The organism is Arthrobacter sp. PTI12 (assembly GCF_056679915.1).
Map to the genome: position 1 here is coordinate 1,697,625 of NZ_CM155256.1, position 16,232 is coordinate 1,713,856.

14 protein-coding genes are annotated in these 16,232 nt (G+C 64.5%); 10 read left to right on the plus strand and 4 right to left on the minus strand.

The features are described 5' to 3' along the window. The first annotated feature begins 22 nt into the window (after positions 1-22). Both infB and rbfA read left to right on the plus strand, forming a co-directional pair. Positions 23-2,917 carry a translation initiation factor IF-2 gene (gene infB, locus AC1MBU_RS08265; RefSeq protein WP_479786923.1) on the plus strand — a complete coding sequence of 965 codons (2,895 nt, stop codon included), beginning with the start codon at positions 23-25 and terminating at the stop codon, positions 2,915-2,917. 117 nt (positions 2,918-3,034) lie between these two features. After that, complete coding sequence (rbfA, locus tag AC1MBU_RS08270; protein WP_277359862.1) at positions 3,035-3,481, plus strand: 30S ribosome-binding factor RbfA; 447 nt, start codon at positions 3,035-3,037, stop codon at positions 3,479-3,481. Between the two features lie 19 nt (positions 3,482-3,500). Here the strand turns inward: rbfA and AC1MBU_RS08275 are convergent, their stop codons facing one another. After that, the gene (locus AC1MBU_RS08275; RefSeq protein WP_277359863.1) at positions 3,501-4,637 is read right to left on the minus strand and encodes a pyridoxal phosphate-dependent aminotransferase; all 1,137 of its coding nucleotides are present in this window, start codon (positions 4,635-4,637) and stop codon (positions 3,501-3,503) included. A 135-nt stretch (positions 4,638-4,772) separates the two neighbouring features. Here AC1MBU_RS08275 and truB point away from each other — a divergent pair, with 135 nt between their 5' ends. From truB to AC1MBU_RS08295, 4 genes are all read left to right on the plus strand, one after another. Next, complete coding sequence (truB, locus tag AC1MBU_RS08280; protein ID WP_471673556.1) at positions 4,773-5,633, plus strand: tRNA pseudouridine(55) synthase TruB; 861 nt, start codon at positions 4,773-4,775, stop codon at positions 5,631-5,633. After that, positions 5,633-6,007, plus strand: a complete 375-nt coding sequence (locus AC1MBU_RS08285; RefSeq protein ID WP_277359865.1) for a hypothetical protein — start codon at positions 5,633-5,635, stop codon at positions 6,005-6,007. Before truB ends, AC1MBU_RS08285 begins: the two co-directional genes overlap by 1 nt. Continuing rightward, positions 6,004-6,432, plus strand: coding sequence for a hypothetical protein (locus tag AC1MBU_RS08290; protein ID WP_277359866.1), 429 nt, complete (start codon positions 6,004-6,006; stop codon positions 6,430-6,432). Before AC1MBU_RS08285 ends, AC1MBU_RS08290 begins: the two co-directional genes overlap by 4 nt. An 87-nt stretch (positions 6,433-6,519) precedes the next feature. Next, entirely contained in the window at positions 6,520-7,131 is a 612-nt protein-coding gene (locus tag AC1MBU_RS08295; protein WP_479786925.1) for a DUF4345 domain-containing protein, read from the plus strand. Here the strand turns inward: AC1MBU_RS08295 and AC1MBU_RS08300 are convergent. Continuing rightward, entirely contained in the window at positions 7,128-9,038 is a 1,911-nt protein-coding gene (locus AC1MBU_RS08300; RefSeq protein WP_346028877.1) for a hypothetical protein, read from the minus strand. The two genes, AC1MBU_RS08295 and AC1MBU_RS08300, sit on opposite strands and share 4 nt — an antisense overlap. Before the next feature lie 256 nt (positions 9,039-9,294). Between AC1MBU_RS08300 and AC1MBU_RS08305 the strand changes: the two genes are divergently transcribed. The 4 genes from AC1MBU_RS08305 (at position 9,295) to AC1MBU_RS08320 (ending at position 14,772) form a co-directional block, all read left to right on the plus strand. After that, positions 9,295-10,287 (plus strand): bifunctional riboflavin kinase/FAD synthetase, encoded by a 993-nt coding sequence (locus AC1MBU_RS08305; RefSeq protein WP_479786926.1) that lies wholly within the window; start codon positions 9,295-9,297, stop codon positions 10,285-10,287. Between the two features lie 115 nt (positions 10,288-10,402). After that, entirely contained in the window at positions 10,403-10,672 is a 270-nt protein-coding gene (rpsO, locus tag AC1MBU_RS08310; protein ID WP_056548475.1) for a 30S ribosomal protein S15, read from the plus strand. 355 nt (positions 10,673-11,027) lie between these two features. Further along, positions 11,028-13,301 carry a polyribonucleotide nucleotidyltransferase gene (locus AC1MBU_RS08315; RefSeq protein WP_479789748.1) on the plus strand — a complete coding sequence of 758 codons (2,274 nt, stop codon included), beginning with the start codon at positions 11,028-11,030 and terminating at the stop codon, positions 13,299-13,301. A gap of 103 nt (positions 13,302-13,404) precedes the next feature. Further along, positions 13,405-14,772: a M16 family metallopeptidase gene (locus AC1MBU_RS08320; protein WP_471673251.1), complete on the plus strand. Its 1,368-nt coding sequence runs from the start codon at positions 13,405-13,407 to the stop codon at positions 14,770-14,772. Positions 14,773-14,793: 21 nt separating this feature from the next. Here AC1MBU_RS08320 and AC1MBU_RS08325 read toward each other — a convergent pair whose 3' ends face one another. Together AC1MBU_RS08325 and moaA are read right to left on the minus strand one after the other, a co-directional pair. Beyond that, positions 14,794-15,045 carry a MoaD/ThiS family protein gene (locus AC1MBU_RS08325; protein WP_346028878.1) on the minus strand — a complete coding sequence of 84 codons (252 nt, stop codon included), beginning with the start codon at positions 15,043-15,045 and terminating at the stop codon, positions 14,794-14,796. A gap of 1 nt (position 15,046) precedes the next feature. Then, positions 15,047-16,117 (minus strand): GTP 3',8-cyclase MoaA, encoded by a 1,071-nt coding sequence (gene moaA / locus AC1MBU_RS08330; protein WP_479786927.1) that lies wholly within the window; start codon positions 16,115-16,117, stop codon positions 15,047-15,049. Positions 16,118-16,232 lie beyond the last annotated feature (115 nt).

Below are 16,232 nucleotides of genomic sequence, written 5' to 3' on the forward strand. Positions count from 1 at the left end.
TGCGGACCGAGACAGGAGAAATGTGGCCAAGGTCCGCGTACACGAGCTCGCCAAAGAGCTCGGAATTACTTCGAAGGATGCAGTAGCAAAGCTGCAGGAACTGGGCGAATTCGTCCGGTCGGCATCCTCAACCATTGAAGCGCCCGTCGTGAAGAAACTTCGCGGCGCTTTCCCGGACGCCCCGGCGGCAGCCAAGGCACCGGCGTCGGCACCGGCACGTGGGTCGCAGCCCACCCCCAAGGCGGCAACGCAAGGTCCTGCTCCGGCAGCCCCGGCACCTGCCCCGGAAAAGCCGGCAGCGCCGGCCCCCGCTGCTCCGCAGGAGCAGGCTCCGGCAGCGCCCGCATTCAAGGCGCCGGAGACTCCCGCAGCAGAGACGAAGACCCCTCAAGGCGCGGGCACGGATGCTGCTCCCAGCAGCGACCCCGGCACCGACAGCAAGCCGGGGCCAAAGCCCGCAGCCGCACGGCCAACCTCTGCCCGTCCGGGAGCAGCCCGCCCAGGCAGCGACCGCTCCGGTGGGCCGCGCCCCGGCAACAACCCCTTCGCGACATCGCAGGGTATGCCGCGGTCCGGCCGCGGAGAAGGCGACCGCGCCGGTGGTCCGCGTCCGGGCAACAACCCGTTCGCGCCATCCCAGGGCATGCCCCGTCCGGGAGGGCGCCGCGACGATGAGCGCAGCCCCCGTCCTGCCGCGGGTGCAGGCGGCCCACGTCCTGCCGCTGGTGCAGGTGGTCCGCGACCCGGAGCGCCGCGTCCGGGTGCGCCTCGCCCTGGCGCTCCGCGCCCCGGTGGTGCCGGTGGAGCCCGACCGACTCCGGGCATGATGCCCAACCGTACCGAGCGTCCGGCTGCGCCCGGTCGTGGTGGAGCTGCCGGTGCAGGCGCTGGACCTCGGCGCGGCCCCGGGGGAGCCCCCGGTGCCGGTGGTGGAGCGCCCGCCGGTGGCGGTTTCGGCAAGGGCGGCCGCGGTCGCGGCGGCACTGCCGGTGCTTTCGGCAAGGGTGGAGCCGGCCGCGGCAAGCAGCGCAAGTCGAAGCGGGCAAAGCGGCAAGAGCTTGAGCAGATGTCAGCTCCATCGTTGGGCGGCGTCAGCGTTCCCCGCGGCGACGGCAACACTGTTGTCCGGCTGCGTCGCGGATCGTCGATCACCGACTTCGCCGAGAAGATTGATGCGAACGCCGCAGCACTGGTTACCGTTCTGTTCCACCTCGGTGAGATGGCCACAGCAACCCAGTCCCTGGACGAAGCGACCTTCGAGGTACTGGGCGGCGAGCTCGGCTACAAGATCCAGGTTGTGTCGCCGGAAGACGAGGAGCGCGAGCTGCTCGACAACTTCGACATCAACCTGGATGCTGAACTTGCGGCCGAGGGTGACGAGCAGCTTGAAGCACGTCCCCCCGTAGTGACCGTTATGGGCCACGTCGACCACGGTAAAACCCGTCTGCTGGATGCGATCCGCAAGTCGAACGTCGTGGCCGGCGAACACGGCGGCATCACCCAGCACATCGGTGCGTACCAGATCGACCATGAGCACGAGGGCGACAACCGTCCCATCACCTTCATTGACACCCCGGGTCACGAGGCGTTCACCGCCATGCGTGCCCGTGGCGCGAAGGTTACCGACATCGCTGTGCTTGTTGTGGCAGCGGATGACGGCGTCATGCCGCAGACCGTCGAGGCGTTGAACCACGCCCAGGCGGCCGGCGTGCCGGTTGTCGTGGCGGTGAACAAGATCGACAAGGAGGGCGCCAACCCGGACAAGGTCAAGGGCCAGCTCACCGAGTACGGACTGGTCCCCGAAGAGTATGGCGGCGACACCATGTTCGTGCACGTCTCGGCGCTGCGCGGCGAGGGAATCGACGAACTGCTCGAAGCGGTTCTGCTGACCGCCGATGCCGCACTTGACATGCGCGCAAACCCGAACAAGGACGCCCGCGGTATCGCGATCGAGGCAAACCTCGACAAGGGCCGCGGTGCGGTTGCTACCGTGCTGGTCCAGTCCGGAACGCTGGTTGTCGGAGACACCATTGTCGCGGGCATCGCGCACGGCCGTGTCCGCGCAATGTTCAACGAGAACGGCGACAACGTCACCGAGGCGGGCCCGTCCCGTCCGGTCCAGGTACTGGGTCTGTCCACGGTTCCCCGTGCCGGCGATACGTTCCTCGTCACCCCGGACGAGCGCACGGGCCGCCAGATCGCCGAGAAGCGCGAGGCAGCAGATCGCAACGCGGCCCTGGCCAAGCGCCGCAAGCGCGTCAGCCTGGAAGACTTCGACCAGGCCGTGGCCGAGGGCAAGGTTGACACTCTCAACCTCATCCTCAAGGGCGATGTCTCCGGTGCCGTGGAGGCGCTCGAGGACTCGCTGCTCAAGATCGACGTCGGCGAGGGAGTCGCACTGCGCGTCATCCACCGCGGTGTCGGTGCGATCACGCAGAACGACGTCAACCTGGCAACGGTGGACAACGCGATCATCATCGGGTTCAACGTCAAGCCGGCCGAACGTGTGGCTGACCTCGCTGAGCGCGAAGGCGTGGACCTGCGCTTCTACTCGGTCATCTATGGAGCCATCGATGACATTGAGCTTGCACTCAAGGGCATGCTCAAGCCGGAGTACGAGGAAGCGCAGCTCGGTACCGCGGAAATCCGGGAGGTCTTCCGGTCTTCCAAGTTCGGCAACATCGCGGGCTCGATTGTCCGTTCCGGTGTTATCCGCAGGAACACGAAGGCACGTCTGATCCGTGACGGAGTGGTGGTTGGCGACAACCTCAGCGTTGACACGCTTCGCCGCTTCAAGGACGACGCCACCGAGGTCCGCACGGACTTCGAGTGTGGTATCGGGCTCGGATCGTTTAATGACATCAGGGAAGGCGACACCATCGAGACCTACGAGATGCGTGAGAAGCCTCGGGTCTAGGCCCGTATCGGGTGGGTCCGCTGCTCGCAGCGGGCCCATCCAGCCCATACCGGCGATCGACGCATGAGCGCTCGATCGCCGTTTCAGCTCCCCTGGGGGAGGAAGTAAGGAGAAGTCATGGCAGACGCCGCACGCGCTGCACGGCTGGCACAGCGCATCAAGGTCATCGTTGCGGAGGCCCTTCGCCGCCGGGTGAAGGACCCTCGGCTGGAAGCGGTCACCGTTACTGACGCCCGTGTTACCAACGATCTGCAGCATGCCACCATCTACTACACAGTGTTCGGTGAGTCCGAAGAGCAGGCAGCAGTGCATAAGGCACTCGAGTCGGCCAAGGGCGTGCTCCGTTCTGAGGTGGGTCGGAACATCACCGCACGACTGACTCCCACGTTGGAGTTCGTGCCGGACGAGATCCCGGTCAACGCAAGCCATCTGGAGGAACTGCTCCGGACCGCCAAGGAACGGGACGCCGAGGTGGCCGAACTCGCGAGGAAGGCCGCCTTCGCCGGCGACGCCGATCCTTACCGCAAGCCAAGCGAGGACGACGAGCAGGAAGACTCCCTCTAGTCTCCACCCGCCGCGGGATTCAGCGTTTGGGAAGCCTGCTCACTCCGGTGAGCAGGCTTTCCCTGTCTGTGCACAGCGCAATCCGGATCCAACCCTCGCCCTGTGAGCCGAAGGCCGTTCCGGGCGCGACGGCGACCCCCTGCTCCGCGAGGAACGTGCGGACCCAGCTGCGTACATCTCCGCCGGTGGCGTGGGACATATCAGCCCATAGGTAAAAGGCCCCCTGCGCTTCGAGGTACTTGATGTTGAGCGAAGACAGCTCTGCCGCCGCTGCATCCCTGTTTGAACGGTAGTGGTGCGCCGCTGTTTCCACGTAGTCGGTGGGACCCGTGAGCGCAGCAATTGCCGCGTACTGCTGGGCCGCACCGACACAGGACACAATCGACTCCATCACTGCGTTGAATTCGGCACCGAGCCCCTCCGGCAGTACAAGCGCACCGATGCGCAGACCTGTCAGCCCGAACGTCTTTGAGAGGGTGAGCGAAGTCAGCACCCGCGTGGCATCAAATCGTGCAGGGCTCACGTGGGGAACGCCGTAGGTGAAGGCCTCATAGCATTCATCCGACAGAATCCAGAGGTCGTGACGTTGCGCGAAGCGCACCAGATCTCGCGTGAGTTCCTCGCTGAAGACGGCTCCCAGCGGGTTGGACGGCGAGTTCAGCACGAGGAGGCGGGTACGCGAACTTACAAGCTCCTCGAGGTCGCTGATGTGAGGTTGGAATCCGTTCTCAGGACGAAGCGGGTAGCTGACGGGACGGGCATGAACCAATTGCGCGGTCATGGCAAAGGTCGGGTATCCCGGATTGGGAATCAACACCTCGTCGCCGGCGTCAAGCAGCATGCTCATGGCAAGGTGCAGTCCCTGCTGCGCGCCTGCAGTCACGTAGACCCGGTGTTGTGTCACGTCCATGCGGTTTCGGCGGCCGAACCACTCCGCGAAGCTCCGCCGCAAAGGAGCGATACCTTCGTTCGGGGTGTAGTTGGTGTCATCGCGATCCAACGCCGCCATCCCCGCGTCCAGGATGTGGCGTGGAACCGGAAACGCCGGTTCGCCGATGCTGAGGACAATTGCGTTCGGCGTAGCCCAGGCAGCCTGGGTGATCTCCCTGATCTGATTTGAGGGGAGTTGCTCGATGTGCTTTGCAATGGACGGCATAGGGGCATCGTAGCGGTGAGGGTTGGCTCGCCACTGACACCTATACTGGGAGGCGTGAATTCGGGGCAGGTCCACTCAGGACTAGTGATAGTGGACAAGCCGCAGGGCTGGACCAGCCATGACGTTGTGGGCAGGATGCGGCGGCTTGCCGGCACCCGCAAAGTGGGACACGCAGGTACCCTCGATCCGATGGCCACCGGAGTGCTCGTGGTTGGGATCAACCGGGCTACCCGCCTTCTGACCTATGTTGTCGGCACCTCAAAGACCTACACCGCAACCATCCGTCTGGGTCAGTCGACTGTCACTGATGACGCCGAGGGAGAAGTGACAGCTGAAACTTCCGCCGGGGCGGTTCCGGCCTCAGCGATTCGCGCCGCGGTTGAGGAGCTGACCGGTTCCATCAGCCAGGTTCCAAGCAGCGTGAGCGCCATCAAGGTCAACGGCGAACGCGCCTATAGCCGGGTACGGTCGGGCGAGGAGGTTGTCTTACCGTCGCGTCCAGTCATCGTGCACAGCTTCGACATTGCCGATATCCGGCGCGAGAACGACGGAGCAGTCCAGGACCTCGATGTGACGGTCAGCTGCAGTTCCGGAACCTACATCCGTGCCCTGGCGAGGGACCTGGGCGCAGCCCTTGGCGTGGGAGGCCACCTGACAGTGCTTCGCCGCATGGAGGTGGGCCCTTATACGTTGGCCCAGGCATCCACGCTGGAGGAACTCGCCCAGGACTTCCGGCTTCTCGGCATTGACGAAGCTGCCCGTGCGCTGTTTCCTGTGCGCGAGTTGAGTTCCACCGAGGCGCTGGACCTTTCCCACGGACGGCGTATCAGCGCGAGCGCCGGTGGTGACTGTGGCGGTTCGCCCAGGAATGATGCCGGCGACCAGCGGCCCGTTGCTGCCTTTGCCCCTGATGGTGCGCTGATCGCGCTCCTCGAGAATCGGGGGAGTGAGGCGAAGCCGGCGCTGGTCTTCGCGCCGGGACAGGCCGGCAGCTGATGGTCGTCGACGGATTTTTCATCGCCGGTACTGTGGTGTGCCTGATCTCAACCTTGATCTGCGTTGGTGCTGCCGTGATCAGGCAACCTCCCAACGATGTGACCATCCTTACTGTGGCGGCTGTGGAACTGTTCCTTCTCGTCTACGCGGTGGCCGGGATTGTTCGGCAGGTAGGCGGGGAGACTGTCACCGGTGAGCTGTGGGAGTTCTGGGGTTACCTGCTCACCGCGCTGCTGGTTCCAGTGGGCGCGTTCTGGTGGGCAATCCTTGAACGTTCACGCTGGAGCAATCTGGTCCTCGGCGCAGTGGGCCTCACCATCTTCGTGATGTTGTACCGGATGGAACAGATATGGGACGGGGCGGTGCCGGCGTGAACCTGCACAGTAAGCCGGCCGGATCTGCTGGGACGTTGAGCCGCGGGCCCGGTAGGCTGCTCATCGCCGTGTACGGCGTTTTCGCCCTGGCGGCCACAGCGCGCGCGGCCTTCCAGATCGCTACCAAATTCTCCGAGGCTCCGCTCGCCTACACGTTGACGGCGTTTGCGGCCCTCGTCTATGTCTTTGCGACCGTATCCCTGAGCCGCTCGGGACGGCGCTGGTACCGGCTGTCCGTCGCTGCCGTGGGAATCGAGCTGGTGGGGGTGCTCACCATCGGCACACTCAGCGTCGTCGACCCTGTCCTCTTTCCAGCGGACACCGTGTGGTCGGTATACGGCAGGGGTTACGGATTTGTTCCCTTGATCCTGCCTGTGCTGGGCCTTTGGTGGCTGTATCGCCACCGCCGCACGGTAGCTACCTGAGGCCTGCCGGGCACAGGGTCGTCCGGGGTGAGAAGATGAATTGTGCAGGCCTTGCCCGGCCGAACCGTCGACCACAGAGGGAACACCATGAACAGCAACACCCCTGACAACCCGCAGCCGGAGCGTCGCAGTTCTTCCGCGGATACGGGAAAGGGCCCAGCGGGCTCACACGGCTCGGACCAGACCTCCGCTTCGGGCCGCCCCGCTGCAAAACAACCCGCGACAGGTGGCACCACGGCGAAGACCTCGAAGAAGGACTCAACGAAATCCGACAAAACCGGGAGTGACTGGAGCGTCTTCCGGACGGTGGTAGTGCTCGTCGGACTCGTTATTGCCGGCTTCGGGGGCTACTACCTGATTACCGGCACCGCCGGGCTGCCGGAAACCGGGGACGGTCCAGTGAACCCGACATTCGAGAACCAGTTCCGGTTCTTCGCCGCGATGATGATCGGCGTGGGCGCCGCTTTCGTGACCATCGCGATCAAATTCCAGTGGGCAAACATGCTGTGGCTGGTTTGCCTCATGGTATTCATCGGCGGAATCGGGCGGGTCCTTTCCTGGGCCTTCTCGGGGACTCCGCACTTTCTGTTGATCATTCTCATGGTTATCGAGCTGGCATTCCCCGCAGCGCTGCTGGTGTGGCACCGCTACATCGCCAAGACCAGCGAACTGCGCAGGGAGTACGCAGCCCGCCCTTAGCATGGGACGCTGCCACTGACCCTACGCGTGGATTCCCGTCCCCGGCGCAGGCAGGCAAGGCCCGCTCCGAGCAGTACCAGCGCCGCTCCGGCGGTGACCTCAGCGCGAACTCCCGTCTGAGCCAGCTCGGGGCGGTGCGGCGGAGCAGCCTGCGCAGCGGGGCCGTCGTCAGCGGCCGGAGTCCCGGGGGTCTCCTTCGTGTCAGGGGCAGGGGATTGTGTAGGGGCCGGCGCTTGAACGCACACCGTTTCAGACGGCTCCCCAAACGCGGAGGTGAATGGATCTGTGTGCTCGTCGCCGGGGTAGGTTGCCACGACGGTATAGCAGCCGGGCTGCGTGAAGGCGGCGAACGGTTCACTGGACTGGCTCCCGTTTACCGCGGGCACAGAGGTCTGGGAGTGCAGCGGTGCATCCGCAGGAATCTCGGTGGTGGGCGAGGGCAATTCTGCGAGCGGGCCATACATCGTCAATGTGATCGTGCTGCCTGATCCCTGTGCAGATGGGCCGAATCCCTCTCCAACCACAGCATCGGTGACCTGGTCGCCCAGGAAGGCATCGCCCGCCGACAGCTGCGTGCGAATGTTCGGTGCCCAGGGCACAAAGGTTGTCTCAGCCGCGATCCCGAACTGTCCCTGCCAACCGAGGACATAGGGGGCCGCCTCCGCCGGGAGCACGCTCTCAGGGGAAATTGACTCGGTCCAGACGTACCACCCGGGTGAGGGAACGACGAGGTCAGCGGTGCTGTACGTGCCCGGCCCCGCCACCCGCGTGGTGACCTCGCCAACGCGCGGCGTACCCTCCGGTACGGCTTCCTGCAGGACGGGTTCAGCGTCGAGTGGTCCCCACAGTGTGGAGACCACCTCCACGGATACCGGCGAGTCGCTGCCGGGCACCGACAGCCACGGAGCGGGCTCAGCCGAACTGCCCTCGGCAGGAGGGGCGCTGCCTACGGTGAGCACATCATGGATGGATGCGCCTGGGTGTGTTCGGGCAGCCGAGGTCCTCGTTGCTACGGCAGGCTGGAAGGCGGGGAGGTCTGCCACCGCTGCCGCCGCGTCGCGCGGTTCCAGCACTGAGGCGAACAGCAGCCGCTGTACTTTACTGCTGGAAGGGGCCAGCCACTGGACTCCCGCCGCGGGCGTCCGTGGGACGGTCACCGTGATGGATCCACTGCCCAATCCCGTCCTCTGAAGCATGAGGCGGTGTGCCTCTTCTCCGGTCGTCCAGGTCGATGCGGCGGTTTCCGCAAGGACGAACGGTCCAGTCAGCTTCGCGGCTGCGCCCAGCCCGGCGGCCGGTTGCCCATTGGCTCCTAGCACCTCGATCACCGCGGAGACGGTTCCTGCGTCCGTAGCGTCAAGATCGATATGGACTGCGTAAGGACCAGCTTCGTTGAACGCCGTCCTGGTCATGGAGCGGGCTCGTTCCACTACATCAGCCGGCAGTTGTTCGGCCCTGAGGATGTCGTTCATGCCCGGGGAATCCCAGGACATCCCGGGTGAGGTAAGCGCCCAGACAGCCAACTGAACAGAGGCCGCCGTGGCATCATCGGCCGTAGCGCCCCACCGGTGCAGCAGGTAGGACAGCGCCGCATTCTCCGCCGTACTTAGCGCACTGCCGTCGCTGCGCACAAAGCCACCTGATTTGCCGTCACCGTAGCCGCCGGAGTTTTCCGGGGACAGCCGTTCGAAGTCGGTGCAGTAGGCCACCTGGCCGCCGGCATCCCTGTATTGGCCTACGAAATGCTCGGCCGCGTGTATGCCGGCAGCCCGGGACCAGTCTGATCCGGCCGGAGCGGCCTGCGACGGCGGGACCTGCGGAACCAGGAGGAGCACCGCGATGAGTAGCACGAGACCACCCGCCGGCAGCAAGCGCAAACGCAGGAAAAGAGATGAGAAAAGTTGCACGGATGTCCTCCAGATCGCAGGTTTCAGGGCGGCGCCGAAGCCGGTAGAGCAGCGCACAGGAACCAACACTGGTCCTTCCAAACAACACTGAACGGGACTGAGCCGGCTATGTGCGCAAGTGGCCTGATCGGACGGCGATGTGGAGGAACAGTGACAGTTCCACTGGCGCGACGTCGAGACCGCCCGCAACCATCGGCCATAATGAGAGGAACGACGAAGGGCTCCTGCTGCCCGTCCAACCGCTAAAGGGAGATGCGTGTTCCACTGGAGAGACCTGGCCGACGTGCCGGAAGGTTTCGGTCCCGCAGTTATCACCATCGGAAACTTCGACGGCGTGCACCGAGGCCACCAGAGCGTGCTGGGGCAGCTTGTTGCCGCCGCCCGGGAACGCGACGCAGCCGCCGTCGTCATCTCCTTTGAGCCGCATCCCGCGCAGGTGCACCGCCCGGAAAGTGCTCCGGAACTCATTATGGGCCTGCAGGACAGGGTGGAAACCCTTGCCGACACCGGCATCGACGGCCTGCTGATGATGCACTACACCCTCGAGCTTGCCGCACTCACCCCGGAGGAGTTCGTCCAATCCGTCCTGGTAGACGGACTGCGGGCGAAAGCGGTCGTCATTGGTCATGACGTGCGGTTCGGACGCGGCAATTCCGGTGACCTCTCCACCATGCGGACACTCGGCGGGCAACTGGGTTTTGACGTGATTGTCATCGATGACTACGGCTCCAGCCTGCAGAGCACGACGGCGGCAGCCGGGGAACGACGCTGTTCCTCGACCTGGGTGCGTGAGGCTTTGGTCGACGGCGATGTCGCCACTGCCGCCCGCATCCTGGGCCGGCCGCACCGCATGCGCGGCGTTGTAGTTCACGGCGCGGCGCGCGGGCGGGCGCTTGGGTTTCCGACGGCAAACCTGTCGCCGGACTCAACCGGTTTCATCCCCGCAGACGGAATTTACGCCGGCTGGCTCATTGACAGCAGCCAGGTCCGCTGGCCCGCCGCGATCTCCGTTGGGTCCAACCCGACGTTTGAGGGAGTCAGCAGACAGGTCGAGGCTCACGTCATCGACAGACCCCAGGAGGAAGTTGACGTCTTCGACCTGTACGGGCAGACGGTCATCGTGGAATTTGTCCGAAGACTTCGCGGAATGGTTGCCTACCGCGGGCCGGAAGCGTTGATCGAGCAGATGCGGCTGGACGTCAACCAGACCCGCACTGTGCTTTCGACAGAACAGCGCACGTACGGGTAAAGTTGACTGCGGTCCTGCTGCAGTCCGTGGTTGCTGGGCCACCGCCGGAGTTCCGCTCGCTTGCGAGGGGAACCGGCATCTACTTTGTTCACGGTACAACTCATAGGAGTTATTTGTGGCACTTGACGCCGCTCTGAAGCAGGAAATCATCAAGCAGTACGCAACTTCCGAGGGCGACACCGGTTCGCCCGAGGTGCAGATTGCAATGCTTTCCCGCCGCATTCTCGACCTGACCGAACACCTCAAGATGCACAAGCATGACCACCACACCCGTCGTGGCCTGCTGCTGCTGGTGGGTCGCCGTCGTCGTCTGCTGGATTACCTGCGCGACACCGACATCACGCGCTACCGTACGCTCATTGAGCGCCTCGGCCTGCGCCGCTAAGCAAGCAAACGCGGGGTCCCCGGGCGAGCGAAGCGAGTTCGGGGAAGGTGCGAAGCGTTAGACTGTGAGGCGGCGCCTTCCTTCGGGAAGGGGCCGCCTTCAATCTTTATGGGTTCCTCTCGGTGCCCTTGAAGGCCGCATTCGCAGCGCGGATGCAAAGAAGTACGAAGTTCATAACCAGGAGCCAGGCGGACACGCAGGCATTCGCGGTCCTCGGTAGTGGTCTCCGGGAAACCATCGTGTGATGGATTTCCCGTGGACCTCGATCGAAGACCGGGTGCCACAACCCGTCCTAACGGCGTTGATCAGCAAAACGCCGCCTGCCTCCGCCACCAAAGAAACGGAGGTGACTCTCTTGGAGGGTCCCGAAATCCAGTTCGCCGAAGCCGTCATTGACAACGGGCGGTTCGGCCAGCGCACTGTTCGCTTCGAAACCGGGCGCGTCGCCCAGCAGGCCGCAGGCGCTGCCATGGTTTACATCGACGAGGACACCGCGCTCCTCTCCGCCACTACCGCCGGAAAATCTCCGCGTGAGGGCTTTGATTTCTTCCCGCTGACCGTGGACGTCGAGGAGCGTATGTACGCGGCTGGCCGCATCCCGGGCTCGTTCTTCCGCCGTGAAGGCCGCCCGTCCACCGAAGCCATCCTCGCCTGCCGCCTGATGGACCGTCCGCTGCGTCCCGCTTTCGTCAAGGGTCTGCGCAACGAGGTCCAGATCGTCGTTACGGTGCTGGCCATCAACCCGGACGTCCGCTATGACGTCGTCGCGATCAACGCTGCGTCAATGTCCACGCAGCTTTCGGGTCTGCCGTTCTCCGGGCCGATCGGCGGCGTACGCGTTGCGCTCGTGTCCGATGGCTCCGGCGAAGACCAGTGGATCGCCTTCCCGAAGCACTCCGAGCTCCAGAACTCCGTCTTCGACATGGTCGTAGCCGGACGTGTCGTCGGTGACGACGTTGCCATCATGATGGTCGAGGCCGAAGCTACCGACAACTCCTGGTCGCTCATCAAGGACGACGGCGCTACCGCACCTACCGAGGAGGTTGTCGCTGACGGCCTCGAGGCTGCAAAGCCCTTCATCCGCGCACTGTGCGAAGCTCAGGCTGACCTCGCAGGCCGGGCGGCAAAGCCGACCGTTGAATTCCCCGTGTTCAAGGATTACCAGGACGACGTCTTCGCTGCCGTTGAGGGTGCTGCCGGTTCACGCCTGGCGGAGATCTTCACGATTGCTGACAAGCAGGAGCGCGAAGAGACCGCCAACGCCTACCGCACGGAAACCATCGAATCCCTCTCCGGTCAGTTCGAAGGCCGCGAGAAGGAAATCGCGGGTGCCTTCAACTCGGTCACCAAGAAGGTTGTCCGCCAGCGTATTCTCCGCGACCAGGTCCGCATCGACGGCCGCGGCCTGAGTGACATCCGCAAGCTCACCGCCGAGGTCGAGGTCCTTCCCCGCGTGCACGGATCGGCTATCTTCGAGCGTGGCGAGACCCAGATCATGGGTGTCACTACGCTGAACATGCTCAAGATGGAACAGCAGATCGACTCGCTGTCGCCGGTTACGCGCAAGCGCTACATGCACAACTACAACTTCCCGCCGTACTCCACCGGTGAGACCGGCCGCGTCGGTTCCCCGAAGCGCCGCGAGATCGGCCACGGTGCACTTGCCGAGCGTGCGCTCGTTCCAGTGCTTCCGAGCCGGGAGGAGTTCCCTTACGCCATCCGCCAGGTTTCCGAGGCCCTCAGCTCCAACGGCTCCACCTCGATGGGTTCGGTCTGCGCTTCGACGCTGTCCCTGCTCAATGCCGGTGTGCCGCTGAAGGCTCCGGTTGCCGGCATCGCCATGGGTCTTGTATCCGATGAGGTTGACGGACAGACCCGCTACGCTGCGCTGACCGACATCCTGGGTGCGGAAGACGCCTTCGGAGATATGGACTTCAAGGTTGCAGGTACCTCGGAATTCGTCACTGCCATCCAGTTGGACACCAAGCTTGACGGGATTCCCGCATCGGTGCTCGCCGCAGCGCTGAAGCAGGCCCGGGAAGCGCGCCTGCACATCCTCGGTGTGCTTGAGGCAGCAATCGACACCCCGGATGAACTGTCGGAATTCGCGCCGCGCATCATTTCGGTGAAGATCCCTGTTGACAAGATCGGCGAGGTCATCGGTCCCAAGGGCAAGATGATCAACCAGATCCAGGAAGATACCGGCGCGGACATCTCGATCGAAGATGACGGCACGGTCCTGATCGGGGCCACGGACGGATCCTCCGCCGAGGCGGCGCGGGCAGCTGTGAACGCCATCGCCAACCCGCAGGTCCCCGAAATCGGCGAGCGTTACGTGGGCACGGTTGTCAAGACCACCACCTTCGGTGCGTTTGTCTCGCTCACGCCGGGCAAGGACGGCCTGCTCCACATCTCGGAGCTGCGTAAGCTCGCCGGCGGCAAGCGGGTGGATAACGTCGATGACGTCGTCTCCGTGGGCCAGAAGGTCCAGGTCGAGATCACCAAGATCGATGACCGCGGCAAGCTCTCCCTCTCGCCTGTAGTTGCAGAGGAAGCCGGCGAAGCGGATTTGGACAATGCTCCGAATTCAAACGCACAGGATTCCGCTGAGGGCGACGACAACAACTAGGCGCCAACAACCAACTGTTGGGCTCACGCTCAAAGTACAAACCGGCGGCTCCGCGGCGAAACTTATGTTCGCCGCGGAGCCGCTGGCGTTGAGGAGAGAATGAATGACTGAGACAGGACAGGGCACACCCGTGCTGTTGCCATTGACACCGAGCGGACCGGACAGCAAGTCCATGCTCGTTGCTGGAACCTCCGGAGGAGCAGTAGTCCGTCGCTCCGTACTTCCGGGAGGGGTGCGTGTGCTCACGGAGGCCATGCCGGGCCAGCGATCGGCAAGCATCGGTTTTTGGGTGGGAGTCGGATCCCGGGATGAGGCGGACGGCGAGCACGGGTCCACACACTTCCTTGAGCACCTGCTCTTCAAGGGAACGAAGCGGCGGACCGCGCTGGACATCGCGGCGGCCTTCGATGAAGTGGGCGGAGAATCCAACGCAGCGACTGCGAAGGAGAACACCTGCTACTACGCCAGGGTCCTCGACACCGACCTGCCCATGGCTATCGACGTCATCGCCGACATGGTGACCTCGGCTGTCATCGACCCTGAGGAACTCGAGCAGGAACGGCACGTCATTCTGGAAGAAATCGCCATGGACAGCGATGATCCATCCGACGTTGCGCACGAGAAGTTCGTGGAAGCGGTACTGGGCTCCCATCCGCTCGGTCGCCCCATCGGCGGCACCCCTGAGGCCATCAAGGAGGTCGCGCGGGAATCGGTGCTGCAGCACTATCACCGCTATTACCGCCCGGAGGAGCTTGTGGTCACGGCTGCCGGCGGGCTCGACCATGAGGTTGTCTGCGCGCTCGTCGTTCAAGCCCTGCAACGGGCCGGGTGGGAACTTGCGGACGATGCGGCGCCGGTGCCGAGGCGCGTGCCGGTTCCGGCCGTCCTCGAAGAATCCGGGGGAGTGCAGGTTATCCGCCGCGCCGTCGAGCAGGCCAACGTCCTGGTCGGGTGCCCGGCACTGATTGCCACTGATGACCGGCGGTTCGTGATGAGCGTGCTCAACGCGGTGCTCGGTGGAGGAATGTCCTCCCGGCTCTTCCAGGAGATCCGCGAGAAGCGCGGACTTGCGTACTCGACCTACTCCTTCTCAGCGTCGTATGCCGACGCCGGTTACTTCGCGATGTACGCGGGTTGCAGCCCGGCCAAGACCGGCCAGGTCATCAGCCTGCTCAGCGCAGAGCTGGAGCGTCTGGCGTCGGAGCCGGTCAGTGATGAGGAGTTGCGGCGCGCCGTGGGGCAGTTGTCCGGGGGAATGGTCCTGTCCCTCGAGGACAGCGGTTCCCGGATGTCCAGGCTCGGCCGCGCGGAATTGGTCAGCGGCGAGTTCCTCGGGCTGGATCTGACTCTTGAGCGTGTGAGGGCCGTTACTGCCGCGCAGGTGCAGGACCTTGCCCGGCAACTGGCGGACGCTCCGCGCACCATCACGGTTGTCGGTCCGTTCGACAGCGAAGCCGAGCTGGGACTGTAACCTGCTCAGTATCCTGCCGCCCTAACCTCCGGCGAACGGCGGCAGGATGTCGAGCACATCGCTGCGCCGGATGGGCGCGTTGCGGTCGCGTAGCGCCACTTCGTTGAGCAGGAAGCTGCTTCGATCGAGTACGCGGGCCATGGATGGTTCGCCAGCGGGATGCAGCGAACGTATTTCTCCGAGCGCCTCCTCCAGGGAAGCGCCGTCCAGTTCAAGGCGCTCTTCAGGGACGCCGGCGGCAGCCTGTGCCGCGCCGAAGTATCTCACCAGCATCTCAGCCGCCGATCGCGCTCATGGAACGGTCCGGCTGCACGAAATCCGCAGCCCCGAGTCCCGTATGGTCCATGCCGTGCGCCTTGGGCTTGGCCCACATAGCCTCCTGCCAGCGCAGGGCAATGGCGGCGTCGTCGGCGTCTGACCGGAGCAGGTCCCTCAGGTCAGTCTCCTCGTGGGAGAAAAGGCAGCTCATGATCTTGCCCTCGGCAGTGACGCGGGTACGCCGGCAATCCGCGCAGAACGGCTCCGTGACGGAGGCGATGACGCCTACGGTACCAACGACGATGCTGGGCTCCTCCGCCCGGCGGACCTCCCACCGTTCAGCGGGGGCACCGTCACGGTTTCGTGGGTCGGGAGTGAGGATGAACCGTTCGCTGAGCCGCTCACGGACTTCTGCTGCAGTGATCATTCCCTCGCGGGTCCACCCGTGATCGGCATCGAGGGGCATTTGCTCGATGAACCGCAGCTCGAAGCCGCGGGACACTGCCCACTCCAGCAGATCCGGCGCCTCATGGTCATTGATGCCGCGCATCAGCACTGCGTTGATCTTCACGAGGCCAAGCCCAACCGCCGCAGCCGCTTCGATGCCCCGGAGTACCCGGTCCAGGAAGGGTCGACGCGTCAACTGCGCGAAGGTGTCGGGGTGGAGCGAGTCCATTGAAACGTTGATGCGGGTCAGGCCTGCATCCTTGAGCCGCTGCGCCTTTTTGTCCAGGCCCAGTGCGTTGGTGGTGAGCGATATGGGCAGGTCCGGGTGGCTTGCCCGGATTTCCGCGATGATGTCGAGCAGGTCAGCCCTTACCAGCGGCTCGCCTCCCGTCAGACGCAACTCGCGTATTCCCAGGCGATTGACGCCGATTCCTACAAGGCGCACAATCTCTTCGCGGGAGAGCACCTGGTCTTTTTGCAGCCATTGCAGCCCTTCAGCGGGCATGCAGTAGGTACAGCGAAGGTTGCACTTGTCCGTCAGTGAGAGCCGCATGTCCGTGGCCCGCCGGCCGTAGGAGTCGAGCAGCCCGTCAGCAGGTGCCGGAGCGCCGATGCGCGGTGTGCCGAGTGGGATTCCCATAGTCCGAGGTTACGCCCTTCGCCTTGGTGCCTCCATCAGCGGTCCACATTCCGGGCGCATCCTGCACTCCCGCGCGGCTAGGCTGTTAGCTGCGGCAGTGATGCCGCAGCACAAA